Annotated in this window: 19 protein-coding genes; 12 read left to right on the top strand and 7 right to left on the bottom strand. The window is 73.3% G+C overall.

The genetic code is table 11. The features are described from left to right. Positions 1–74 precede the first annotated feature (74 nt). From ACZ52J_RS29130 to ACZ52J_RS29120, 3 genes are all read left to right on the top strand, one after another. Positions 75–764 carry a TetR family transcriptional regulator gene (locus ACZ52J_RS29130; RefSeq protein WP_465622970.1) on the top strand — a complete coding sequence of 230 codons (690 nt, stop codon included), beginning with the start codon at positions 75–77 and terminating at the stop codon, positions 762–764. Positions 765–799: 35 nt separating this feature from the next. Next, a complete protein-coding gene (locus tag ACZ52J_RS29125) occupies positions 800–1,609 on the top strand; it encodes an enoyl-CoA hydratase/isomerase family protein (protein WP_465622969.1) in 810 nt (269 codons plus the stop codon). Between the two features lie 132 nt (positions 1,610–1,741). Then, on the top strand, positions 1,742–2,344 hold the full coding sequence (locus tag ACZ52J_RS29120; RefSeq protein ID WP_465622967.1) for a hypothetical protein: 603 nt from the start codon (positions 1,742–1,744) through the stop codon (positions 2,342–2,344). A gap of 108 nt (positions 2,345–2,452) precedes the next feature. Here the strand turns inward: ACZ52J_RS29120 and ACZ52J_RS29115 are convergent, their stop codons facing one another. Continuing rightward, positions 2,453–3,679 (bottom strand): acyl-CoA dehydrogenase family protein, encoded by a 1,227-nt coding sequence (locus ACZ52J_RS29115; RefSeq protein ID WP_360503546.1) that lies wholly within the window; start codon positions 3,677–3,679, stop codon positions 2,453–2,455. A 165-nt stretch (positions 3,680–3,844) separates the two neighbouring features. Between ACZ52J_RS29115 and ACZ52J_RS29110 the strand changes: the two genes are divergently transcribed. Next, on the top strand, positions 3,845–4,480 hold the full coding sequence (locus tag ACZ52J_RS29110; RefSeq protein WP_465622965.1) for a TetR/AcrR family transcriptional regulator: 636 nt from the start codon (positions 3,845–3,847) through the stop codon (positions 4,478–4,480). Between the two features lie 127 nt (positions 4,481–4,607). Then, positions 4,608–6,101, top strand: a complete 1,494-nt coding sequence (locus tag ACZ52J_RS29105; protein ID WP_465622963.1) for a cellulase family glycosylhydrolase — start codon at positions 4,608–4,610, stop codon at positions 6,099–6,101. Here ACZ52J_RS29105 and ACZ52J_RS29100 read toward each other — a convergent pair whose 3' ends face one another. Beyond that, a complete protein-coding gene (locus ACZ52J_RS29100; protein ID WP_465622962.1) occupies positions 6,102–8,126 on the bottom strand; it encodes a M3 family metallopeptidase in 2,025 nt (674 codons plus the stop codon). A 216-nt stretch (positions 8,127–8,342) separates the two neighbouring features. Here ACZ52J_RS29100 and ACZ52J_RS29095 point away from each other — a divergent pair, with 216 nt between their 5' ends. Then, entirely contained in the window at positions 8,343–10,070 is a 1,728-nt protein-coding gene (locus ACZ52J_RS29095) for a bifunctional 3'-5' exonuclease/DNA polymerase (RefSeq protein ID WP_465622960.1), read from the top strand. Positions 10,071–10,191: 121 nt separating this feature from the next. On the opposite strand, the gene dhaM is transcribed toward ACZ52J_RS29095, so the two are convergent. Beyond that, positions 10,192–10,584, bottom strand: coding sequence for a dihydroxyacetone kinase phosphoryl donor subunit DhaM (gene dhaM, locus ACZ52J_RS29090; protein ID WP_360503561.1), 393 nt, complete (start codon positions 10,582–10,584; stop codon positions 10,192–10,194). A 137-nt stretch (positions 10,585–10,721) separates the two neighbouring features. Here dhaM and dhaK point away from each other — a divergent pair, with 137 nt between their 5' ends. After that, the gene (gene dhaK, locus ACZ52J_RS29085) at positions 10,722–11,717 is read left to right on the top strand and encodes a dihydroxyacetone kinase subunit DhaK (RefSeq protein ID WP_465622958.1); all 996 of its coding nucleotides are present in this window, start codon (positions 10,722–10,724) and stop codon (positions 11,715–11,717) included. Positions 11,718–11,729: 12 nt separating this feature from the next. After that, positions 11,730–12,401 (top strand): dihydroxyacetone kinase subunit DhaL, encoded by a 672-nt coding sequence (gene dhaL, locus ACZ52J_RS29080; RefSeq protein ID WP_465622956.1) that lies wholly within the window; start codon positions 11,730–11,732, stop codon positions 12,399–12,401. 125 nt (positions 12,402–12,526) lie between these two features. Here the strand turns inward: dhaL and ACZ52J_RS29075 are convergent, their stop codons facing one another. Further along, positions 12,527–13,699, bottom strand: coding sequence for a PP2C family protein-serine/threonine phosphatase (locus ACZ52J_RS29075; protein WP_465622954.1), 1,173 nt, complete (start codon positions 13,697–13,699; stop codon positions 12,527–12,529). A 147-nt stretch (positions 13,700–13,846) separates the two neighbouring features. On the opposite strand from ACZ52J_RS29075, the gene ACZ52J_RS29070 reads away from it, so the two are divergent. Further along, a complete protein-coding gene (locus tag ACZ52J_RS29070) occupies positions 13,847–14,065 on the top strand; it encodes a heavy-metal-associated domain-containing protein (RefSeq protein ID WP_360503569.1) in 219 nt (72 codons plus the stop codon). 65 nt (positions 14,066–14,130) lie between these two features. Beyond that, positions 14,131–16,431 carry a heavy metal translocating P-type ATPase gene (locus ACZ52J_RS29065; protein WP_465622952.1) on the top strand — a complete coding sequence of 767 codons (2,301 nt, stop codon included), beginning with the start codon at positions 14,131–14,133 and terminating at the stop codon, positions 16,429–16,431. Between the two features lie 87 nt (positions 16,432–16,518). Here ACZ52J_RS29065 and ACZ52J_RS29060 read toward each other — a convergent pair whose 3' ends face one another. From ACZ52J_RS29060 to recD2, 3 genes are all read right to left on the bottom strand, one after another. After that, positions 16,519–17,238, bottom strand: a complete 720-nt coding sequence (locus ACZ52J_RS29060) for an SDR family NAD(P)-dependent oxidoreductase (RefSeq protein ID WP_465622950.1) — start codon at positions 17,236–17,238, stop codon at positions 16,519–16,521. Positions 17,239–17,813: 575 nt separating this feature from the next. Further along, positions 17,814–19,103 (bottom strand): citrate synthase, encoded by a 1,290-nt coding sequence (locus tag ACZ52J_RS29055; RefSeq protein ID WP_465622948.1) that lies wholly within the window; start codon positions 19,101–19,103, stop codon positions 17,814–17,816. A gap of 225 nt (positions 19,104–19,328) precedes the next feature. After that, positions 19,329–21,560: an SF1B family DNA helicase RecD2 gene (gene recD2 / locus ACZ52J_RS29050; protein WP_465622946.1), complete on the bottom strand. Its 2,232-nt coding sequence runs from the start codon at positions 21,558–21,560 to the stop codon at positions 19,329–19,331. Between the two features lie 204 nt (positions 21,561–21,764). Between recD2 and ACZ52J_RS29045 the strand changes: the two genes are divergently transcribed. Together ACZ52J_RS29045 and ACZ52J_RS29040 are read left to right on the top strand one after the other, a co-directional pair. Beyond that, the gene (locus tag ACZ52J_RS29045) at positions 21,765–22,556 is read left to right on the top strand and encodes a VOC family protein (protein ID WP_465622944.1); all 792 of its coding nucleotides are present in this window, start codon (positions 21,765–21,767) and stop codon (positions 22,554–22,556) included. Positions 22,557–22,690: 134 nt separating this feature from the next. Beyond that, on the top strand, positions 22,691–23,152 hold the full coding sequence (locus ACZ52J_RS29040; protein ID WP_465622942.1) for a GNAT family N-acetyltransferase: 462 nt from the start codon (positions 22,691–22,693) through the stop codon (positions 23,150–23,152). Positions 23,153–23,298 lie beyond the last annotated feature (146 nt).

Here is a 23,298-nt window from a genome sequence, read left to right as displayed (position 1 = left end):
TTTATACCCGGTCAACACTTCATCCCGGCACATCTTTCAGCCTGGTCAACCTTTGATCCTGGTACAGTTCCCCCATGGAGACGCGCACCGGCACGGACGTCGGCCTCGACCTCGACCTCGACGCACTCCCCCTGCGCGAGCGGAAGAAGATCCGGACCGCCCGGCGGATCTGGCGCACCGCCGTCACACTGTTCGCCGAACGGGGCTTCGACCAGGTCTCCGTGGCCGAGATCGCGGCCGCCTCCGAGGTGTCCAAGATGACCGTCTTCAACTACTTCCCGTCCAAGGAAGACCTGGTCCTGGGCCCGATGGAGCACCACCTCGACGAGCCAGCCCGGGTGGTGCGCGAACGCGCCCCGGGCACCTCGGCGGTGGCGGCACTGCGCGAACAGTTCCTGTCGGCGCTCGCGGTGTTCGACCCGGCGACCGGCCTGAGCGACCAACAGGTCGTGCTCGACGTGGTCCGGCTGATCCACCGCACCCCGGCCCTGCTGATGCGCACCACCGCCGGCTTCGACCACCAGGCACAGGCCCTGCTGGCCGCCGAGCTGCTCGCCCAGGACCCGGCCCACGACGAGCTGACCGCCCAGCTCGCCGCCGCCCAGCTGATGGCCGCCCGGCTCACCCTGACCGGCCGCAACCAGCGCCGGATGCTGACCGGCGAACGCGCCGAAGACGCCCTGCCCGCCGCGCTCGACGCGGCCCGCCGCGCCTTCGCCCTGGTCGAACGGGGCCTCGGGGACTACTGCGCCGGTACCGCCTGACAGAGTGGGCGCACCACGACCGACCGGAGGTGCGCATGGACCAGCCGCTGCTCACGCGGGACCGCTCCGCCCTGCCCGCCCAGGCCGAGGGCCTCAACGCGTACGTCGGCGAGGACGGCGTCGCGGTGCTGGAGTTCGCCCGCCCGCACCGCCGCAACGCGGTGACCCTGGCGATCTGGGCGGCCCTGCCCAAGGTGCTGGAACAGCTCGCCGGGCACGAGGGCGTGCGCGCCCTGCTGCTCACCGGCGCCGGCAATACCTTCAGCGCGGGCGCCGACATCGGCGAACTCGCCGAGGTGTACGGCGATCCGGAGCGCGCGGACGCCTACCACGCGGTCAACGTCGCCGCCGAGGAGGCGCTGGCGGCCTTCCCGCACCCGACGATCGCCGTGGTGCACGGCGCCTGCGTGGGCGGCGGCTGCCAGCTGGCCGTCGCCTGCGACCTGCGCTTCGTCGCCGAGGACGCCCGGCTGGGGATCACCCCGGCCAAGCTCGGCGTGGTCTACCCGGCGGTGCCGACCCTGCGGCTGGCCCGGCTGGTCGGCCCGGCCCGCGCCAAGTACCTGCTGTTCTCCGGCGAGTTGGTGCCGGGCCGGGACGCACTGCCGCTGGGCCTCGCCGAACGCGTCCTGCCGGACGCCGAACTCGACGCCGCCGCACTGGACTTCGCCCATGTGCTGACCCGCCGCTCGCCGCAGACCATCGGCGCCGTGAAGGCCGCCCTGGCCGTCCCGCCGGAGCGGGCGGCCGAGGCGCTGGCCCCCTGGGAGCGCCGCTCCCGCGAGGCCTCGGACGTGCACGAGGGCCTCGCCGCCTTCCTGGAGGGCCGCCCGGCCCGCTTCTGAGCCGGCCGGCCCGGCGGCGGGTGCGGCAGTCGGCCCGGCGGCGGGCGCGGCAGCGAGACACATACGATCATCCCGCCGGCACCGCCGACCGGCGGCCCGTCCCGCCCCCTTCACCACCGGAGCAGCACCCCGATGACCACCGAGGCCACGGCCGCCACCACGAGCCGGACGACCTGGGCCCGCCGGATCACCGACGGCGTCGAGCCGAAGAACGTGATCATCGCGGTGCTGCCGCTGATGGGCGGCCTGCGCCACGGCTGGCCGGGCCTCGGCTGGGCGGCCTTCGCCGCCCTGTTCGCGGCCGTCATCCCGACCCTGTTCATCCGACGCGGCATCCGCAAGGGCACCGTGGAGGACCGCCACGTCGGCCACCGGCAGCGCCGGCTGACCGTCCTCCCGTTCATCATGGGCTCCGTGCTGACCAGCTTCGCGGTGATGATCCGGCTGGACGCCCCGGCCGACCTGACCGCGATGGTGCTGGCGATGTTCGCCTCGCTGATCCCGATCCTGGTGATCACCGTCTGGTGGAAGGTCTCCGTGCACACCGCCGTCCTCAGCGGCGCGGTGGTCTGCCTCGGCATCGCGCTCGGCCAGCTCTGGCTGCTGCTCTACCCGCTGGTCGGGGCGGTCGGCTGGTCGCGGGTGGTGCTGCGGGACCACACCACCGCGCAGACCGTCGTCGGCGCGGTGGTGGGCGCCCTGACCGCCGGGCTCACCTTCTGGCTCGCCCGGTAGTCCCGGCCGTTCGGCACGGCCGTCAGGCACGGCCGCTCAGCGGATCAGCGGTCAGCGGATCAGCGGTCAGCGGTCAGCGGTCAGCGAAGATAAGTGGAGATCAGTGGCTCAGCGGATCGGCATCCCCGAGATCGCCCGGGCGATCACCAGCCGCTGGATCTCGCTGGTCCCCTCGAAGATCGAGTAGATCGCGCTGTCCCGGTGCATCCGCTCCACCGGGTACTCCCGGGTGAAGCCGTTGCCGCCGAGGATCTGCATCGCCTGCGCCGTGACGTACTTGGCCGTCTCGCCCGCGTACAGCTTGGACATCGAGCCCTCGGCCGCGGTGAACGGCTGGTTGGTGACCGCCATCCAGGACGCCCGCCACACCAGCAGCCGGGCCGCGTCGATCCGGGTCTTCATGTCGGCGAGCTGGAAGGCCACGCCCTGGTTGTCGATGATCGGGCGGCCGAACTGCTCCCGCGTCTTCGCGTAGTCCAGCGCCACCTCGTACGCGGCCCGGGCGATGCCGATCGCCTGCGCGCCGACCGCCGGGCGGGAGGCCTCGAAGGTGGCCATCGCCGCGTTGCCCCGGCCGCCCGGGCGCTTGACGCCCTCGCGGGCCCGGGCCAGCCGCTCGTCCAGCTTCTCCTTGCCGCCGAGCAGGCAGCTGCCGGGCACCCGGACACCGTCCAGCACCACCTCGGCGGTGTGTGAGGCCCGGATGCCGTGCTTCTTGAACTTCTGGCCCTGGCTCAGCCCGGGCGTGCCCGGCGGGACGACGAAGGAGGCCTGCCCCTTGGCGCCGAGCTCCGGGTCGACGGTGGCGACCACGACGTGGACGGCGGCGATCCCGCCGTTGGTGGCCCAGGTCTTGGTGCCGTTGAGCACCCACTCGTCCTTGGCCTGGTCGTACACCGCCCGGGTGCGCAGCGCGGAGACGTCGGAGCCGGCGTCCGGCTCGGAGGAGCAGAAGGCGGCCACCTTGAGGTCGTCCGGGGTGCCGAACATCTGCGGGGTCCAGGTGCCGATCTGCTCGTCGGTACCGTTGGCCAGCACCGCGACGGCGGCCAGCGTGGTGCCGACGATGGACAGCCCGAGGCCCGCGTCGCCCCAGAACAGCTCCTCCATGGCGATCGGGATGCCGACGCCGGAGGGGTCGAAGTACTGCTGGGCGTAGAAGTCCAGCGAGTAGATGCCCAGCTTGGCGGCCTCCTGGATGATCGGCCAGGGGGTCTCCTCGCGCTCGTCCCACTCGGCCGCGGCCGGGCGCATCACGTCGGCGGCGAAGCCGTGCAGCCAGTCGCGTACGGCGAGCTGGTCCGCGCCCGGGTCCAGCGAGAACGTGCTGCTCATGGGTACTTGCCTCCGAAGACGTGTGCGGCCGACCGGGGTGTTACCTCGGGTAACATCGTCGGAGTCTGCTACTGATTGGTAACCGGTGTCAACGCCCGTACCCGGGGTCAACGCCCCTGACCGGTGCCGATGCCGAGTCAGCCCCCCAACTCCGAGGAGCAGCGCATGTCCCGAGAGCCCCGCCGCGAGCAGCTGCTCAACGCCGCCGACCGGGTCATCCAGCGCGAGGGACCGGGCGCCAGCATGAACACCATCGCCGCCGAGGCCGGCATCACCAAGCCGATCCTCTACCGACACTTCGGCGACCGGAACGGCCTGATCAGAGCCCTCACCGAGCGCCACACCGGGGGTCTGCTGGCCGCCGTCCGGGCCGCCCTCGCCGAGCCGCTGGAGCGCCGCGACCGGGTCGAGCACGTGCTGGACACCTACCTCGCCGGGATCGAGGCCCGCCCCCAGGTCTACCGGCTGCTCACCCACCCCGAGCCGGGCGACCCGAGCGGCGCCGGCAACGCGCTCGCCCCCGCGCTCAGGCAGATCGCCGAGGAGATCACCCGGGCCGTGCAGAGCCAGGTCGACCTCGGCGCCGACCGCGACCTGCTCGCCGAGGCCTGGGGCCGGGGCATCACCGGCATGGTGCTGGCCGCCGGGGACTGGTGGCTGGAGACCAAGCCCTGCTCGCGCACCCGGATGGTGCAGGCACTGGCCGATCTGCTCTGGGGCCGTCTGGCCGCCGCCGCGGACCTGCCGACCGCCGTCCTGCCGACCGCCCTCGTCGAGCCGGCGGCCCCGGCGGCCGACTGAACTCCCGCCGGCCGAAGGCCCCCGAGCGCTCCTCCGGCCGAACGGCCGCTGCGCGCACGACCCTTGTGCGGCAGGCGGCACCAGGGGCATCATCGGGCCCCCACCCCCCCGCCGTGCGAGGTCCCCGATGCGCCTGCGCCGCACCGCCGTCGCCCTGCTGCTCGCCGTCACCGCCGCCCTGAACGCCGCCCCTGCCCAGGGCGCCCCGGATTACGGCACCGCGGATTACGGCGCCCCGGACTACGGCGCCGCGGATTACGGCGCTCCGGCGGCACGCTTCCCCACCGGCACGGCCACCGGCCCGGACGGCCGCACCGCCCTCACCGACGCCCGGGGCCGCCGGCTCCAGCTGCGCGGCTTCAACCTCGACAAGTACGCCGAGGCCACCGAGGCCGACCTCGAAGCCGTCGCCACCCAGGGCTTCACGCTCGTCCGGCTGCCGGTCTCCTGGACCAGGCTGGAGCCCCGGCGCGGCACGCTCGACCCCACCGAACTGCACCGCCTGCAGCAACTCCTCGGCCGGGCCGACCGCCTGGGCCTGCTCGTCCTGATCGACTTCCACCAGGACGTCTACGGACCGGAGTTCGGCGGCGGCACCAACGGCATCCCGGTCTGGGCCACCCGGGACGACGGCCTGCCCTTCACCCCGGACCCGGACGACTGGTTCGCCGGCTACTTCCAGCCCGCCGTCCAGGCCGCCTTCCGCCACCTCTACGACGACCCCGACCTGCGCGCCTGGCAGGCCGACTTCTACACCCGGCTCGCCCGCGAACTGCGCGGCCACCGCTCGCTGTTGGGGTACGACCTGTTCAACGAGCCGTTCGGCCCGGTGGACGGCGACCCGACCGACCCGGCAGTGCTGGCCGCCGCCTCCGCCGCCCTGGAACAGGGGCGGCTCGCCGACATGTACCGCCGCCTGATCGCCGCCGTGCGCCGGGCCGACACCCGCGCCTGGCTGTTCGTGGAGCCGACGGTCCTGGTCGGCCAGGGCGTGCCGACGCGACTGCCCGGCTTCACCGACCCGCGCCCCGGCGCACCCCGGCTCGGCTACGCGCCGCACTTCTACGACACCGCCGTCGAGAACGGCGCCGACTGGGACCCGTCCGACGGCTTCGTCGAGCAGTACACCGCCGCGATCACCGCCTACCCCGCCGCCCACCGCCTGCCGGTGCTGGTCGGCGAGTGGGGGCCGCCGAACTCCCGTACGCCGGGCAACCGCCTGCTGGTCCGCCGGCAGGTCGCCGCGATGGACGGCTTCGCCGAGGGCTGGACCATGTGGTACTGGTGCCGGGGCACCGGCGGCTACTGCGCGCTCGACCCGGCCGGGCTCCCCGCCCCCGGCGACGAGCCCGCCTTCGGCCCGTACCCGGCCGCCGTGGCCGGCACCGGCGTCCGCACCGACGGCGGGACCGTGCGCTGGAGCGCCGACGGCACCGGGCGCGGCAGCGAACTCGTCCTGCCGCCCGCCGCGTTCCCGCACGGCGCGAGCGTGGCGGTCTCCCCCGCCGATGCCCACGTCGAGGTCGAGCAGCCCACGGCCGGACACGCGGGAACCGTACGGATCCGGCTCCCGCACGCCCGACCGGGCACCGCCGTGGCGGTCACGCTCAGCCCGAAGTGATCAGGCCAGCCCCCGGCGGGCCAGCAGCGGTCCGGTCTCCGGCGCCCGGCCGACCACCGCGCGGAAGGATTCCAGCGGGTCCCGGCCGAACCCGCGCGCCAGCAGCTCGCGCCGGAACAGCTCGCCGCTCTCCCGCACCGACCGCCCGTTGCCCTCGAACCACTGCACGGTGTCGGCGTCCAGCACCTCCGACCAGATGTAGGCGTAGTACGCCGCGCTGTAGCCGCTGGCGAAGATGTGCTGGAAGTACGCCGTCCGGTAGCGCGGCGGGATGGCGTCCACCGCGACCCCGGCGGCCGCGAGCGCCCGGGCCTCGAACTCCTCGGCGTCCGCGATCTCCGCGCCCTGCGGCACGGTGTGCCAGGCCCAGTCCAGCAGCGTGGCCGCCAGGTACTCCACCGTCCGGAAGCCCTGCCCGAAGCCCTCGGCCGCCACCATCCGCTCGACCAGCTCGGCGGGCAGCGGCTCCCCGGTCTCGTGGTGGCGGGCGTAGTTGGCCAGTACCTCCGGCCGGACCATCCACATCTCGTTGACCTGCGACGGGAACTCCACGAAGTCCCGCGGCACCGAGGTGCCCGAGAACCGCCGGTACCGCACGTCCGAGAACAGCCCGTGCAGCGCGTGCCCGAACTCGTGGAAGAGCGTGCGCACCTCGTCCCAGGACATCAGCACCGGCTCGCCGGGCGCCGGGCGCGGGATGTTGAGGTTGTTCAGCACCACCGGCCGCTGCCCGGTCAGCCCGGACTGCTCGACCAGCGAGTCCATCCAGGCCCCGCCGCGCTTGGACGCCCGGGCGTGGAAGTCCCCGATGAACAGGCCCAGCGGGGTGCCGTCCTCCTCGAACACCTCGTAGACCCGCGCGTCCGGGTGGTGGGCCGTCAGGTCCGGCCGCTCGGTGAAGCTCAGCCCGTACGCCAGCCGCGCCGCGAAGAACACGCCGTCGCGCAGCACCCGCTCCAGCTCGAAGTACGGGCGCAGCACCGCCGCGTCCACCTTGAAGGAGTTCTGCCGGACCTTCTCCGAGTAGTACGCCCAGTCGTGCGCGGCGATCTCCTCGATCCCGTCCTCGGCCGCCGCCTGGGCCAGCTCCACGGCCTCCCGGCGGGCGTTGGCCACGGCCGGACCGACCAGGCGGGCCAGCAGGGCGGAGACCGCCTCGACCGTGCTGGCCGTCTCGTCCGCCACCACGTACGCGGCGTGGCTCGGGTGCCCCAGCAGCGCGGCCCGCTCGGCGCGCATCGCCGCCATCCGGATCGCGATCGGGCCGTTGGCCTCGATGCCCCGGCCGAGCGAGGCGGCGAGCAGCCGCTCGCGCACCGAGCGGTCGGTGAGCTGGGACAGCACGGGCTGGCCGGAGGTGTTCTGCAGGCTCAGCACGAACTTGCCCTCGTGGCCGAGCACCCGGGCGTTCTCCGCAGCGCCGGCGATCGCGCCCTCGGACAGCCCGGCCAGCTCCTCCGCCGAGTCCAGGACCAGCGCGTTGGCCCGGTTCGCGGCGTTCACGTTCTGCTGGAACGTGGTGCCCAGCGCGGCGAGTTCGGCGTTCAGCTCACGCAGCCGGGCCTGCTCGGCCTCGCCCAGCCGCGCGCCGGAGCGCTCGAAGCTCGTGTACCAGCGCTCCAGCAGCCGCAGCGACTCCGGGTCCAGGCCGAGCTCGGCGCGGGTCCCGTACAGCGCCTCGACCCGGGCGAACAGCGCGCGGTCCAGGTGGATCGCGTCGTGGTGGACGGCGAGCAGCGGGCTGACCTCGGCGTCCACCTCGTCCAGCAGGTCGGTGGTGTCGGAGGAGGACTGGTTGCGGAACACCGCGTCCACCCGGCGGAGCAGTTCCCCGGAACGTTCCAGGGCCACCAGGGTGTTCTCGAAGGTCGGCAGGCTCCGGTCGGCGGTGATCGCCGCGATCTCGGCCAGCTGCTCGGCCATCCCGCGCTCGTAGGCGGGCAGGTAGTGCTCCTCCCGGATCTCCGCGAAGGGGGGCAGCTCGTAGTCCAGCGTGCTGGGCTGGAAGAACGGGTTCTCGGTCATTTCGCCGACCCTACGCGGTGTCACCCACCCTGCCTATGCGGCCCTCCGCCCGTTGTCGTACCCACCCGTTAACGTCAGCTCAGCAGCCTTGTGGTCCGTGCGGCCGCAAGCCCGCACACCGTAAAGCCCGCACACCCGTAAGCCGCACATCCGTAGGCCCGCACACCCGTGCCCGTACCCGCACGCCCCACCGCGCGCCGGAGAGGAGCAGCCCCCGTGGCACCCAGGACCGCCCTCGCGCCCGACCCGCACGGCCCCGGCGGCCGGCTCCAGCCGCTGGACGACGCGGGCGCCCCGCTCGGCCCGCCCGAGACCGTCCGCGACCTCGCCGCCGCGGTCGCCGCCCGGGAGGCCGCCGGGAGCGATCGTCCGCCGGGGCCCCGCTGGGTCTGGGCCGCCGCCGACTCCGCGTACGCCCCGCTGCTGGCGCGCCTGCCCGACCGGCTCGCCCGCTGCCACGACCTGCGGCTGGTCGAGGCCCTGCTGCTGGCGCACGAGGGCAGGTTCGGCGCGCCCCGCTCGCTCGGCGCCGCCTGGTCCCGGCTGCGCGGCCTGCCCGTCCCGGCGGACCTGCCAGAGCCCGGCCTGGCCGAGGCCGACGGCGGCCAGGACACCCTGTTCGCCCCCGACCGGCTGCAACTTCCGCCCGGCGCCGACCCGTTGGCCGCCGTGGTCGCCGTCCACGCGGAGCAGCAGCGCCGGATCGCCGCGATCGCCGACCCGGGCGCCCGGCAGCGGTTCCGGCTGCTGGTCGCCGCCGAATCGGCCGGCGCCCTGGTGGCCGCCGAGATCGCGCACGACGGCCTGCCCTGGCGCACCGACGTCCACGACCGGCTGCTGACCGAACTCCTCGGCCCCCGCCCGACCGTCCCCGGCACCCAGCCGCGGCTGCTCGCCGACCTCGCCGCCGAACTCCAGCAGGCCCTCGGCGGCAAACCGTTCAACCCCGACTCGCACACCCAGGTGCTGCGCGCCTTCGCCGACGCGGGCATCCAGCTCGGCTCCACCCGCTCCTGGGAGCTCAAGGGCACCGACCACCCGGCCGCCCAGCTGCTCATCCGCTACAAGGAGCTCTCCCGGATCCACGTCGCGCACGGCTGGGCCTGGCAGGATGCCTGGGTCCGCGGCGGCCGCTTCCGGCCCGAGTACGTGGTCGGCGGCGTGGTCTCCGGCCGCTGGGCCAGCCGCGGCGGCGGCGCCCTGCAGATCCCGCGCATCCTGCGCCGGGCCGTGGTCGCCGACCCGGGCTGGCTGCTGGTGGTCGCCGACGCCGCCCAGCTGGAGCCCCGGGTGCTCGCCGCGCTCTCCCAGGACGCCGGGCTGGCCCGCACCGCGGCCGGCGGCGACCTGTACGAGGCGCTCGCCGCCACCGCCTTCCAGGGCGACCGGGAGAAGGCCAAGCTCGGCCTGCTCGGCGCCATGTACGGGCAGACCAGCGGCGACATCGGCCCGCTGCTGAACACCCTGCGCCGCCGCTACCCGGCCGCGATGGGCTACGTCGAGGCCGCCGCCCGCACCGGCGAGGACGGCGGCGTGGTCGCCTCCCGGCTGGGCCGGGTCTGCCCGCCGGCCTCCGCCGACTTCCTCGACCTCACCGAGGCCGACACGGCGGGCGAGGCCGGCGGCCGCACGGCCCGCGCCCGCGGCCGCTTCACCCGCAACTTCGTCATCCAGGCCAGCGCCGCCGACTGGGCCCTCGCCCTGCTCGCGGCGCTGCGCCGGCGGCTGGCCGAACTGCCGGCGGCCGGCCCGGCGGACCGCCCGCACCTGGTGTTCTTCCAGCACGACGAGGTGGTGGTGCACACCCCGGCCAACCTGGCCGACGAGGTGGCCGCCGCCGTCGCCGAGGCCGCCGACGAGGCCCGCCGCCTGGTGTTCGGCGACACCCCGGTGCGCTTCCCGCTCACCACGGCGGTGGTGGACTGCTACGCCGACGCCAAGTAGCCGACGCCGAGCAGCGCCACCGCGGCCGGGATCAGGGCTTCCGGGATCAGAGCTTGCGGGATCAGGGCTTGCGGGATCAGGGCTTGCGGGATCAGAGCTTGCGGGATCAGGGCTTGCGGGATCAGAGCTTCCGGAATCCCCGCGCGTCCTCGGCCGCCGCGACCACCTCGGCCAGCCCCGCCCCGGTCGAGGCGGTGACGGCGGCGGCCACCGCGCCCTCCACGAACGGCGCGTCCACCAGCTTCACGCCCGGGCGCGGCTCGTCCTCCAGCACCGTGACGGCGGTGAGCACCGAGCTGCCGAGGTCCGGCAGCACGACCACGCCCGCCCCGCCGTCCGCCCGCGCGATCGCCCCGGCGATCAGCTCGTAGCTGGTGCCGAGCCCGCCGTCCTCCGTCCCGCCCGCGACCACCACCCGTACGCCGTCCGGGGCGAGTTCGCCGAGCAGCTCGCGCAGCCCGTCCGCGAGCCGGGCGCTGTGCGAGACCAGAACAATGCCCACGTTTTCGCTCATGCCGTCGACCCTACGGTCCGGTCCCACTGCTCCGGGAGAGTGACCGGAATCGTGCGTGTCGCACCCCGTGCCCACCACCCCCGTCTGGCGTAGCGTCGGGGCAGGCTGTTGCGTCCTCACCAAGGGAGCGAAGAGCGTTGAAGAAGCTGATCAACACCCCGGAGAGCGTCCTGGAGGACGCCCTGGCCGGCTTCGCCGCCGCCCATCCGGAGCTGACGGTGGACATCCCGAACCGGGTGATCACCCGGGCCGCCCGCCCGGCCGGGCCCAAGGTCGCGCTGATCTCCGGTGGCGGCTCCGGCCACGAGCCGCTGCACGGCGGCTTCGTCGGCCCCGGCATGCTCGACGCCGCCTGCCCGGGCGAGGTGTTCACGTCCCCCGTTCCGGACCAGATGCTGGCCGCCGCCAAAGCGGTGGAGAACGGCGCCGGCGTCGTCTTCGTCGTGAAGAACTACACCGGCGACGTGATGAACTTCGAGCTCGCCGCCGAACTGGCCGCCGAGGAGGGCCTGGAGGTCCGCACCGTCCTGGTCAACGACGACGTCGCGGTCGAGGACTCCACCTGGACGGCCGGCCGCCGCGGCACCGGCGCCACCGTGCTGGTCGAGAAGACCGCCGGCGCACTGGCCGAGCGCGGCGCCCCGCTGGACGAGGTGGCCGCCCTGGGCGAACGGGTCAACGCCGCCTCCCGCTCCTTCGCGATCGCGCTCACCGCCGCCACCGTCCCGGCCGCCGGCAAGCCCGGCTTCGACCTGCCCGAGGACGAGATCGAGGTCGGCGTCGGCATCCACGGCGAACCCGGCCGGCGCCGGGAGAGGCTCCGCCCGGCCCGCGAGCTGGCCGCCGAGGTCGTCGAGACCATCCTGGCCGACCACCACCTGACCCCGGGCGACGAGGTGATCGCGCTCCTCAACGGCCTGGGCGCCACCCCGCTGCTGGAGCTGTACGTGGTCTACGGGGAGGTCGCCGCCCGGCTCGCCGAGCACGGCATCACGGTGGCCCGCAGCCTGGTCGGCAACTACGTGACCAGCCTCGACATGGCGGGCTTCTCGCTCACCCTGACCAAGGCCGACACCCAGCTGCTGGAACTCTGGGACGCCCCGGTCGACACCCCCGCCCTCAAGCGGGCCTGAGGAGGATCCGCGATGGACCCCGACACCCCGATGTCCGGCACCCCGATGTTCGACACCACGCCGGCCGAGGCCTGGATCCGCGGGATCGCCGCGGCCGTCGAGAAGGAGCAGTCCCGGCTCACCGAGCTGGACTCGGCGATCGGCGACGGCGACCACGGCAGCAACCTCCGGCGCGGCTTCGCGGCCGCCCTCACCGCCCTCGACGGCCTCCGGCCGGCCGGGCCCGGCGCCGTCCTCACCAAGACCGGCACCACGCTCATCTCCAAGGTCGGCGGCGCCTCCGGCCCGCTCTACGGCAAGGCCTTCCGCGCCATCGGCGCCGCCCTGCCCGGGCCCGCCGACCCGGCCGCCCTCGCCGAGGCACTGTCCGCCGGGCTGGACGCCGTCCGCCTCCTCGGCAAGGCCGAACCCGGGGACAAGACCATCGTGGACGCCTGGACCCCGGCCGTCGCCGCCTTCCGCGCCGCGGCCGCCAAGGGCGCCGCCCTCCCCGAGGCCGCCGGCGCGGCCGCCGACGCCGCCGAACAGGGCGCCCGCGACACCGTCCCCCTCCGGGCCCGCAAGGGCCGCGCCTCCTACCTCGGCGAACGCAGCATCGGCCACCAGGACCCCGGCGCCACCTCCACCGCCCTCATCTTCCGCGCCCTCGCCGACACCCTCACCGACACCATCGCCCACGCCTGAGCCCCACCCACCCCCTCGCCCCTCTTCTCCCCGCGCCCCGACCGGGGCGCGGGGAACCTCGCCCCGACCAGACCCCCGCCCGCACCACGCCCCCCGAACCCCGGCCGCCGGCCGCCGGCCGCCGATCAACCGTCCGTCCGCGCGATCAGCAGCAACAACGCGTCGTCCCGCAGGTCCCCGCCGGTGTGCGCCATCAGGTCCCCGTACACCCGCCCCACCGCCGCCTCCAGCTCCCCCGCCGAGCGCGCGGCTCCCCGCACCAGCGCCCCGACCCGCTCCGCCAGCGGGTAGAACTCCCCGCTCGTCCGGTGGCGCGCCTCGATCACCCCGTCCGTGCAGAGCACCAGCACGTCCTCCGGCCCGAACGGCTGCCCCCAGGTGGTCGGTTCCCCGGTGGCCAGTCGGCCGAGGCCCAGTGGCACCCACGGGTCGGGCGCGTCCAGGACGTGGGCCCGTCCGTCGCCGTCGACCCGGATCGGCGGCACGTGCCCGTACTGCAGCAGTTCCATCGCCCCGGGCGTGCGGAATTCCGCGAACAGCGCCGTGGTGAACTCCCCGGCCGGCACGTGCCGTTCGACGCTGGCCTCGATCCGCGCGGCGACGCCCCGCAGCTCGGCCTCGTCGTACGCGGCCTCGCGGAACGCGCCCAGCACCACGGCCGCGGTCTGCACCGCCGCGAGCCCCTTGCCCCGGACGTCGCCGACCGCGACCCGGGTCCCGTGCGGTGTCTCCAGGACCGAGTACAGGTCCCCGCCGATCCGCGAGGCGTCCGCCGCCGACACGTACCGGACGGCCAGCCGCAGCGGTCCGACGACCGGTCCGGGCAGCCGGAGCAGTGCCCGCTGGGCGGCCTCGGCGACGGAGCTGACGGCCGCGAAGGCCGCCGCGCGCCGCATCCGGATCTTGGCGACCCAGGCCGAGAACAGCGTCAGCACCAGGTAGCTGACCATCGCGCCGTAGAGGAAACGCGCGTCGTTGATGTTGTCGACCTCGTCGTAGTGGCTGAGCCCGAACACCGCGAGCAGCCCGAGCGAGCAGACCGCGAGCAGCTCGCGGGGCCGCAGGGTCAGTGCCGCGATGGCCGGCACGACGGTCATCAGCGGGGCCAGGTAGCGGTCCTTGCCGGAGAGGAAGTCCGCGAGCGCGACCAGCAGGATGGCGAGCAGCGACGGGGCGGCGCGCCGCCAGAGCGGCACGTCCTGGAGGTCGGCGGCCAGCAGGGCGCCGCGCTGCCGGTCCGGCGGCAGTCCGGCTGCCTTGGGAGCCGAGGGGGACTGGGCGCGGCGGATCGGAAACACATATCGAACATAAGGGACGATCACGACACCCACCCGCCCACCCCGTCGCCTACGATGCGATGCACCTCCCCCGCCACCCCATGGAATACCCCACAGGGGTATGGTGTCATCATCGTAGGAACCCGCACCGATCTTCCGGAGGCCCCGATGTCCAGCACCATCACCTACACCGTGTCCGGCATGAGCTGCGGCCACTGCGAGAAGGCGATCAGCGAGGAGCTCTCCGCCCTCGCCGGTGTCACCGAGGTCGCCGCCGACGCCAAGGCCGGGACCGTGACGGTCTCCTCCGCCGCGCCGTTGGAGGACGAGCAGGTCCGCGCCGCCGTCGACGAGGCCGGCTACGAGCTGGTCGGCCGCAGCGCCTGAACCACCGAGGTACGGCGGGGCCGGACCAGCGGCCCCGCCGTAAGCCCAGCAAGGAGCTGATCCGCATGAGCACGTCCGCCCCGGACCTCGAGGCCCGGGACCGGGTCGAGCTGTCGATCGGCGGGATGACCTGCGCCTCCTGCGCGGCCCGGATCGAGAAGAAGCTCAACCGGCTGGACGGCGTCGAGGCGACCGTCAACTTCGCCACCGAGAAGGCCCGGGTCGACTACGGCCCCGGGGTCACGGTGGCGGACCTGATCGCCACGGTCGAGCGCACCGGCTACACCGCCGAGCTCCCCCCGCCCCCGGCGCCCGCCGCCCCCACGCCGGCCGGTGCCGTGCCGACCGGTGCCGTGCCGGCCGGTCCCGCCGCCGCGCCCGAGCAGCCCGCCGCCGACCCCCTCCGCGACCGGCTGCTGATCGGCGCCGTGCTCAGCGTCCCGGTGGTCCTGCTGTCGATGGTCCCGGCCCTGCAGTTCACGAACTGGCAGTGGCTGGCCTTCGCGCTCACCGGCCCGGTCGTGGTGTACGGCGGTCTGCCGTTCCACCGCGCCGCCTGGACCAACCTCAAGCACGGCGCCGCCACCATGGACACCCTGGTCTCGCTCGGCACCCTGGCCGCCTTCGGCTGGTCGTTCTGGGCGCTGTTCTGGGGCCACGCCGGCCTGCCCGGGATGCGCCACGACTTCTCGCTCTCCGTCGGCGACACCGACCCCTCCTCCGCGCTCTACCTGGAGACCGCCGCCGCCGTCACCGTGCTGATCCTGCTCGGCCGCTGCCTGGAGGCCCGCTCCAAGCGCCGGGCGGGCGCCGCGCTGCGCGCCCTGCTCGACCTCGGCGCCAAGGACGTCGCGGTCCTGCGAGGAGGCCGCGAGGTGAGCCTGCCGGTGGACCGGCTGACCGTCGGCATGCGCTTCGTGGTCCGCCCCGGGGAGAAGATCGCCACAGACGGCGTGGTGGCCGAGGGCAGCTCCGCCGTGGACGCCTCGATGCTCACCGGCGAGTCCGTCCCGGTCGAGGTCACCGTCGGCGATCCCGTCACCGGCGCCACCGTCAACGCCGGGGGCCGCCTGGTGGTCGAGGCCACCCGGGTCGGCGCCGACACCCGGCTGGCCCGGATGGCCCGGCTGGTCGAGGAGGCCCAGAACGGCAAGGCAGCCGCCCAGCGGCTGGCCGACCGGGTCTCCGCCGTCTTCGTCCCCGCCGTCATCCTGATCGCCCTGGCCACCCTGGTCACCTGGCTGCTGGTCACCGACAGCCCGACCGAGGCCTTCACCGCCGCCGTGGCCGTCCTGATCATCGCCTGCCCCTGCGCGCTGGGCCTGGCCACCCCGACCGCGCTGCTGGTCGGCACCGGCCGCGGCGCCCAGCTCGGGATCCTGATCAAGGGCCCCGAGGTCCTGGAGTCCACCCGCGCGGTGGACACCGTCGTCCTGGACAAGACCGGCACCGTCACCACCGGCCGGATGACGCTGCTCGCCGTCCACACCACCGACACCACCACCGAGGCCGAGGCGCTGCGCCTGGCCGGCGCCGTCGAACACGCCTCCGAACACCCGATCGCCGCCGCCATCACCGCGGCCGCCACCGAGCGGACGGGCGAGCTACCGCCGGTCGAGGGCTTCCGCGCCGTCCCCGGCCGGGGCGTGGAGGGCGTCGTGGCGGGCCGCACGGTGGTCGCCGGGCACGAGGCCCTGCTCGCCGACCGGGCGCTGCACCTGCCGCCCCCGCTGGCCCGCGCCAAGGCCGCCGCCGAGGCGGCCGGCCGCACCGCCGTCGCGGTCGGCTGGGACGGCGAGGCCCGGGCCGTCCTCGAGGTCGCCGACACGGTCAAGCCGACCAGCGCCGAGGCGATCACCCGGCTCCGCGCGCTGGGCCTGCGCCCGGTGCTGCTGACCGGAGACCACCGTGCGGTCGCCGAGGCGGTCGCGGCCGAGATCGGCATTCCCGCACCGGACGTGATCGCCGAGGTGCTCCCCGAGGACAAGGTCGCGACGGTCGAGCGACTGCAGGCCGAGGGCAGGGTCGTCGCGATGGTCGGCGACGGCGTCAACGACGCCGCCGCGCTCGCCCAGGCCGACCTGGGCCTGGCGATGGGCACCGGCACCGACGCCGCGATCGAGGCCGGCGACCTCACCCTGGTCCGCGGCGACCTACGCTCGGTGGCCGACGCCATCCGGCTCTCCCGCCGCACCCTCGCCACCATCAGGGGCAACCTGTGCTGGGCCTTCGGCTACAACGTGGCGGCGATCCCGCTGGCCGCCGCCGGACTGCTCAACCCGATGATCGCCGGGGCCGCGATGGCCTTCTCCTCGGTCTTCGTGGTCACCAACAGCCTGCGCCTGCGCCGCTTCCGACCCGCCTGAGCCCTGACCCGGGACGACCCCCCTGAGCTCTGACCCCGCACAACGCGAAGGCCCGGACCGCCGTCGGTCCGGGCCCCTCGCCGTACGTCAACGTCCCAGCAGCTCGCCACCGTTGCAGTGCAGGATCTCGCCGGTGATGAACCCGGCCTCGGGCGAGGCGAGGAAGTGCACGGCCGCCGCGACCTCGCCGCTCTCCCCGATCCGGCCGAGCAGGGTGCGGGCCGCGCGCCGGGCCACCTCGGCCTCGTCCAGCCGCGGCCCGAAGAACTCGGTGCCGCTGACCGTCCCCGGCGCGACGATGTTGGCGGTGATGCCCGAGGTGCCCAACTGGGCGGCCAGGAAGTGGTTCCAGGCGTGCAGCGAGGCCTTCGCCGCGCCGTACGAGCCGGCCCCGCGCAGGGCGGCGATGGAGCTGATGGTGACCACGCGGCCGGAGCCGGGGGTGAGCCGGTCGCGGATCGACTCGGTGAGCAGCACCACGGTCAGCACGTTGCGCTCGAAGTCGCCGCGCCAGCGGGCCAGCAGGGCGTGCGGCCCACCGCCGACGACGGTCTCCCGGCTGCCGGCGTTGTTGACCAGGACGTCGATCTGCTCGGGCAGTTCGCGAAGGGCGTCCTCCACGGCATCCGGGTCGGCGAGGTCGCACACCAGCGGGGTGACGTTCGGTCCGAGGTCAGCCGCGGCCTTCTCCAGGACCGCCCGGCGGCGGCCCACGATCACCACGTGGTCGTCCAGGTCGGCGAACCGCCGCGCGACTTCGTACCCGATTCCCGTGCCACCGCCGGTGACGACGACGTTCCTGGCCATCTGCGCACTCCCTCCCCAGTTCCGCCGTCGCGCTGCGAGTGTGCGCGACGGTCCGTACCGGAATGCCACGATTCCTATCACGCTCGGTTGCCGTGACTGCGGGGAGGGTGACGTCCCGCCCGAGTGAAGGTGTGGTATGGGCGGGGTACGACGCGCACACGGAGCGTGGCGAGAGGCAGCTCACACCCCCCGGGCGTAACTTCTCGCACCCTGATACGTCTTAGGTTGGTAGTGCGGCAGTTTTTCCGGTGGGCGAGGACACACTGAACGGCAATGTGTCCCCGCGCTTGCATCGGCTGCCGCCGACGGGGCTCCGGCGGGCCCCGGGAACGGTCGTCGTCCTCGACGGCCTTCGCGCACGGCGCCGGGGTTCTGGCGGGCCAGGGACGCTTTGAGCGGCCGTCCACGGCTGCGGCCGGCCCCGGAGTCGTGCGTCGTACGGTTCCGTCTTCGCGCGGCCCCCTCCGGGGGTACGGCGCGGGGACGCGAAGGGGCCCGGTCGCTCAGACGGCAACCGGGCCCCTTTCAGCTTCCGTCCGGGCCGGAGCCCGTCGTCGGCGTCGTCGCGCGCGTGGTCAGCGGCCCTCGAGCGGGACGTAGTCGCGGATCGCGGTGCCGGTGTAGATCTGGCGCGGACGGCCGATCCGGCTGGTCGGGTCGTTGATCATCTCGTGCCAGTGGGCGATCCAGCCCGGCAGCCGGCCGAGGGCGAACAGCACGGTGAACATGCTGGTCGGGAAGCCCATGGCGCGGTAGATCAGGCCGGTGTAGAAGTCCACGTTCGGGTACAGCTTGCGCGAGATGAAGAAGTCGTCCTTGAGGGCGTGCTCCTCCAGCTTGAGCGCGATCTCCAGCAGCTCGTCGCTCTTGCCGAGCTGGCCGAGGACCTCGTGCGCGAGCAGCTTGACCTGGGCGGCACGCGGGTCGAACGCCTTGTAGACCCGGTGACCGAAGCCCATCAGCTTGACGCCGGCTTCCTTGTTCTTCACCTTCGTGATGAAGGAGTCGACGTCGCCGCCGTCCTTCTGGATGCTCTCCAGCATCTCCAGGACCGCCTGGTTGGCGCCGCCGTGCAGCGGGCCCCACAGGGCCGAGATGCCGGCCGAGATCGAGGCGAACAGGTTGGCGTGGCTGGAGCCGACCAGGCGCACGGTGGAGGTCGAGCAGTTCTGCTCGTGGTCCGCGTGCAGGATGAGCAGCTTGTCCAGGGCGTTGACGACGACCGGGTTGAGCTCGTAGTCCTCGGCGGGGACGGCGAAGGTCATCCGCAGGAGGTTCTCGACGTAGCTCAGGTCGTTGCGCGGGTAGACGAAGGGCTGGCCCATCGCCTTCTTGTACGCGTACGCGGCGATCGTCGGCAGCTTGGCGAGCAGGCGAACCGTCGACAGGTGGCGCTGGGCCGCGTCGAACGGGTTGTGGCTCTCCGGGTAGAACGTGGACAGCGCGCCGACCACCGAGGACAGCATGGCCATCGGGTGGGCGTCCCGCGGGAAGCCCTGGAAGAAGCGCTTGACGTCCTCGTGCAGCAGGGTGTGCTGGGTGATCTCGCGGCTGAACTCCGCCAGCTGGTCCGCGTTGGGCAGCTCGCCGTTGATCAGGAGGTACGCGGTCTCGATGAAGCCGCCCTGGGAGGCGAGCTGCTCGATCGGGTAGCCGCGGTACCGCAGGATGCCGTTGTCGCCGTCCACGAAGGTGATCGCGGACTTGTACGCGGCGGTGTTACCGAAGCCGTTGTCCAGGGTGACCAGGCCGGTCTGCGGGAGCAGCTTCGAGATGTCGAAGCCGGCGTTGCCCGCAGTGCTCTCGACGACGGGGTACTCGTACTCGCCGTCCTGGTACCGCAGTACTACCGAGTTGTCGCTCACGTCTTCCTCACCGACGAAATGAATCCTCTTCCAAGGTGCCCTGACTGTCTCTACGATCCCCCATCCGGAGGACAGCCGCGCACCCGGGGTGACCCGAAAGGGCCCACCCCTACAAAACCTGCCGCCGCAGCCGGTACGAACCGGACAAGATCGGCACAAGCCTAGGTTCTGCCGTAAATCTCTTCACGTCAAGAGAACATTAGAGGCAACCATCCTGCTGGACAATCATCCAGTAGTCAGCCGGTGATCGAGCGCGGTATGCCTCCGACCTGCGCTGACAGCCCGTACGGCCTGTCCGATCGCCTTCCGTGACCCGACCAGCACCACGAGTTTCCGGGCCCTGGTCACAGCGGTGTAGAGCAGGTTCCGCTGGAGCATCGTCCAGGCGGACATGGTGACCGGAATCACCACCACCGGGTACTCACTGCCCTGCGAGCGGTGGATCGTCACCGCGTACGCGTGGGCCAGCTCGTCCAGTTCGTCGAAGTCGTACCCCACCTCCTCGTCCTCGTCGGTGAGCACCGTCAACCGCTGGTCGTCCACGCTGAGGGCGGTCACCACTCCCACTGTGCCGTTGAAGACCCCGTTCCGCCCCTTGTCGTAGTTGTTGCGGATCTGCGTGACCTTGTCCCCCACCCTGAACGTCCGGCCACCGAAGCGGCGTTCAGCCAGGCCCTCCCGGGCCGGCGTCACCGCCCCTTGCAGCAGGGTGTTCAGGTTCCCCGCGCCCGCCGGACCGCGGTGCATCGGAGCCAGCACCTGGACGTCCCGGCGCGGGTCGAAGCCGAACTTCTGCGGGATCCGGCGCGCCACCACGTCCACCGTGAGCCCGGCCGCCCGCTCCGCGTCGTCCTCCGCGAACAGGAAGAAGTCCGCGAGACCCTCCGTCAGGGGCGGCCTGCCCTCGTTGATCCGGTGCGCGTTGGTCACCACGCCCGACTGCTGCGCCTGCCGGAAGATCCTGGTCAGCCGCACCGACGGGATCGGCCCGCCCGCCGCCAGCAGGTCCCGCAGCACCTCCCCGGCACCCACCGAGGGCAACTGGTCCACGTCCCCCACGAACAGCAGGTGAGCGCCCATCGGCACGGCCTTGACCAGCTTGTTCGCCAGGATCAGATCCAGCATCGAGGCCTCGTCGACCACCACCAGGTCCGCGTCCAGCGGCCGGTCCCGGTCGTACGCGGCATCCCCGCCCGGCTTCAGCTCCAGCAGCCGGTGCACCGTCGACGCCTCCATCCCGGTGAGCTCCGACAGCCGCTTCGCCGCCCGGCCGGTCGGCGCCGCCAGCACCACCTTGGCCCGCTTCGCCAGCGCCAGCGTCACGATCGACTTCACCGTGAACGACTTGCCGCAGCCCGGACCGCCCGTCAGCACCGCGACCCGCTCGGTCAACGCCAGCCGCACCGACTGCTCCTGCTCCGGCGCCAGCTCCGCCCCGGTCCGCTTCGCCAGCCACTCCAGCGCCACCGGCCAGTCCACCCCGGCGAACCAGGGCATCCGGTCCGTGCCCGAACGCAGCAGCCGCAGCAGCTGGTTGGCCAGCGAGATCTCCGCCCGGTGGAACGGCACCAGGTACACCGCGGTGATCGACTCGCCGCCCTCCCCCGGCACCGACTCGCGCACCACCCCCTCGGTCGCCACCAGCTCCGCCAGGCAGTCGATCACCAGCCCGACATCCACCTGCAGCAGCTTCACGCCGTCCGCGATCAGCCGCTCCTCCGGCAGGAAGCAGTGCCCCTGGTCGCTGCTCTGCGACAGCGCGTACTGCAGCCCGGCCTTCACCCGCTCCGGGCTGTCGTGCGGGATCCCCACCGCCTGGGCGATCCGGTCCGCCGTCAGGAAGCCGATGCCCCACACGTCCCCGGCCAGCCGGTAGGGCTCGTTCTTCACCACACCGATCGAACCGTCGCCGTACTGCTTGTAGATTCGCACAGCCAGCGAGGTCGACACCCCGACCCCCTGCAGGAAGACCATCACCTCCTTGATGGCCTTCTGCTCCTCCCAGGCCGCCGCGATCTTCTTCGTCCGCTTCGGCCCCAGCCCCGGCACCTCGATCAGCCGGCCCGGCTCGGTCTCGATCACCTCCAGGGTGTCCACCCCGAAACGCTCCACGATCCGCTCGGCGAACCGCGGCCCGATCCCCTTGATCAGCCCCGAGCCCAGGTACCGCTGGATCCCCTGGATGGTGGCCGGCAGCACCGTCGTGTAGTTCTCCACCGTGAACTGCCGCCCGTACTGCGGGTGCGAGCCCCATCGCCCGTGCAGCCGCAGCGACTCCCCGACCTGCGCCCCCAACAGCGCGCCCACCACGGTCAGCAGATCGTTCCCGCCCCGGCCGGTGTCCACCCGGGCCACCGTGTAGCCGGTCTCCTCGTTGGCGTAGGTGATCCGCTCCAGCACGCCCTCGACCTGCGCGAGCTGGCGCGGCTGCTGCTCCGACGGCGCCTGCTTGCTCACCGGACCCCCTTCGACCGGTACGGGTGGATCATTCCGCTACGCACCGTACCGCCCGGCCCCGACAACCCCACAGCCCGGAGCCCGCGGATCCACGCCCGGAGGCTGCCGTGCAGCGCCTCCGCCGAGGTGCCAGGCTGTGAGTAGGCAGGGGGGCCGTCGACCGCGCCCCGCCCGGGCCGGCCCCGTCCGAGGAGCAGTGCCGACATGCTCAACACCGCCTTCCGCCCCGGCTCCCCGAACTGGCTCGACCTGAGCAGCCCCGACACCCGGGCCTCCGTCGACTTCTACACCGCCCTGTTCGGCTGGACCTTCGCCTCGGCCGGCCCCGAGGCCGGCGGCTACGGCTTCTTCCAGCGCGACGGCCGGACCGTCGCCGCTCTCGGCCCGCTCACCGAGGAAGGCGCCCGGCCCGACTGGACGCTGTACTTCGCCACCCTCGACGCCGACCGCACCACCGAACTGGTCGAAAAGGCCGGCGGCCGCGTCCGGTTCGCCCCCTTCGACGTCTTCACGGCGGGCCGGATGGCCGGCTACACCGACCCCACCGGCGCCGACTTCGCCGTCTGGCAGCCGCACGACACCCGCGGCCTGGACCTCGTCGACCAGGAGGGCAGCCTGTGCTGGGCCGAGTGCCACAGCATCGACGCCGAGCTCGCCAAGTCCTTCTACCGCACCGTCTTCGACTGGCAGGAGCAGGACGTCCCGTTCGAAGGCACGAGCTACACCGTCCTCACCCCGGCGGGCGGCGGCACCGACGACGCCCACGGCGGTATCGTGCAGCTCAGCCCCGAGCAGACCGCCGCCGGCACCAGCTCGCACTGGCTCCCGTACTTCGAGGTCCCCAACACGGACGCCGGCCTCGCCATCGCCACCAACCTCGGCGCGACCGTGCGGATCCCCGCCACGGACGTCCACGGCGTCGGCCGCCTCGCCCAGCTGGCCGACCCGCACGGCGCGGTGTTCGCCGTCATCACCAGTGCCGAGCCCGGGGAGTGACACCGGCTCACCCCTCCCCATCACCCCTCCCCCGGATCGCCCCTCCCCGGAGCGGGCCTCAGAAGGGGCCTGAGGGGGTGCTACGGGCGTAGACACGTAAGGGTGGGCAAGAAGAGGGCTTCTATTCTCTGATCATGAGCGACACGACCGATCTGACGATCCGCCCGGCGACCGAGGCGGACCTCCCGGCCATAGTGGCGATGCTCGCGGACGACCCGCTGGGCGCCACCCGCGAGAACCTCGCCGACCTCACCGCCTACCGCACCGCCTTCGCCCGCATCGACGGCGACCCGCACCAGCACCTGGTCGTCGCCGACCGCGCCGGCCGGACCGTCGGCACCCTGCAACTGACCCTCATCCCGGGCCTCTCCCGGCAGGGCTCCACCCGCACGATCATCGAGGCCGTCCGTATCCACGCCGACGAACGCGGCAGCGGACTCGGCACCGTCCTGATCGAGTGGGCCATCGAGCGCTCCCGCGAACTCGGCGCCGCACTCGTCCAGCTCACCTCCGACGCCACCCGCACCGACGCACACCGCTTCTACGAGCGGCTCGGGTTCGTGCCGTCGCACGTCGGTTTCAAGCTGAAGGTCTGACACGGCGCCCGAGGCGTCGCCCGAAATACCGTCCGGAAACCGTCCGGAAACGCGAAGAACCCCCATCCGGGATCCGGATGGGGGTTCTTCTGAAAGATTGTTCGGCGGCGTCCTACTCTCCCACAGGGTCCCCCCTGCAGTACCAT

The sequence above is a fragment of the Kitasatospora sp. NPDC034035 genome, assembly GCF_055575755.1.
This window is presented reverse-complemented; position numbering and strand designations above follow the sequence as displayed.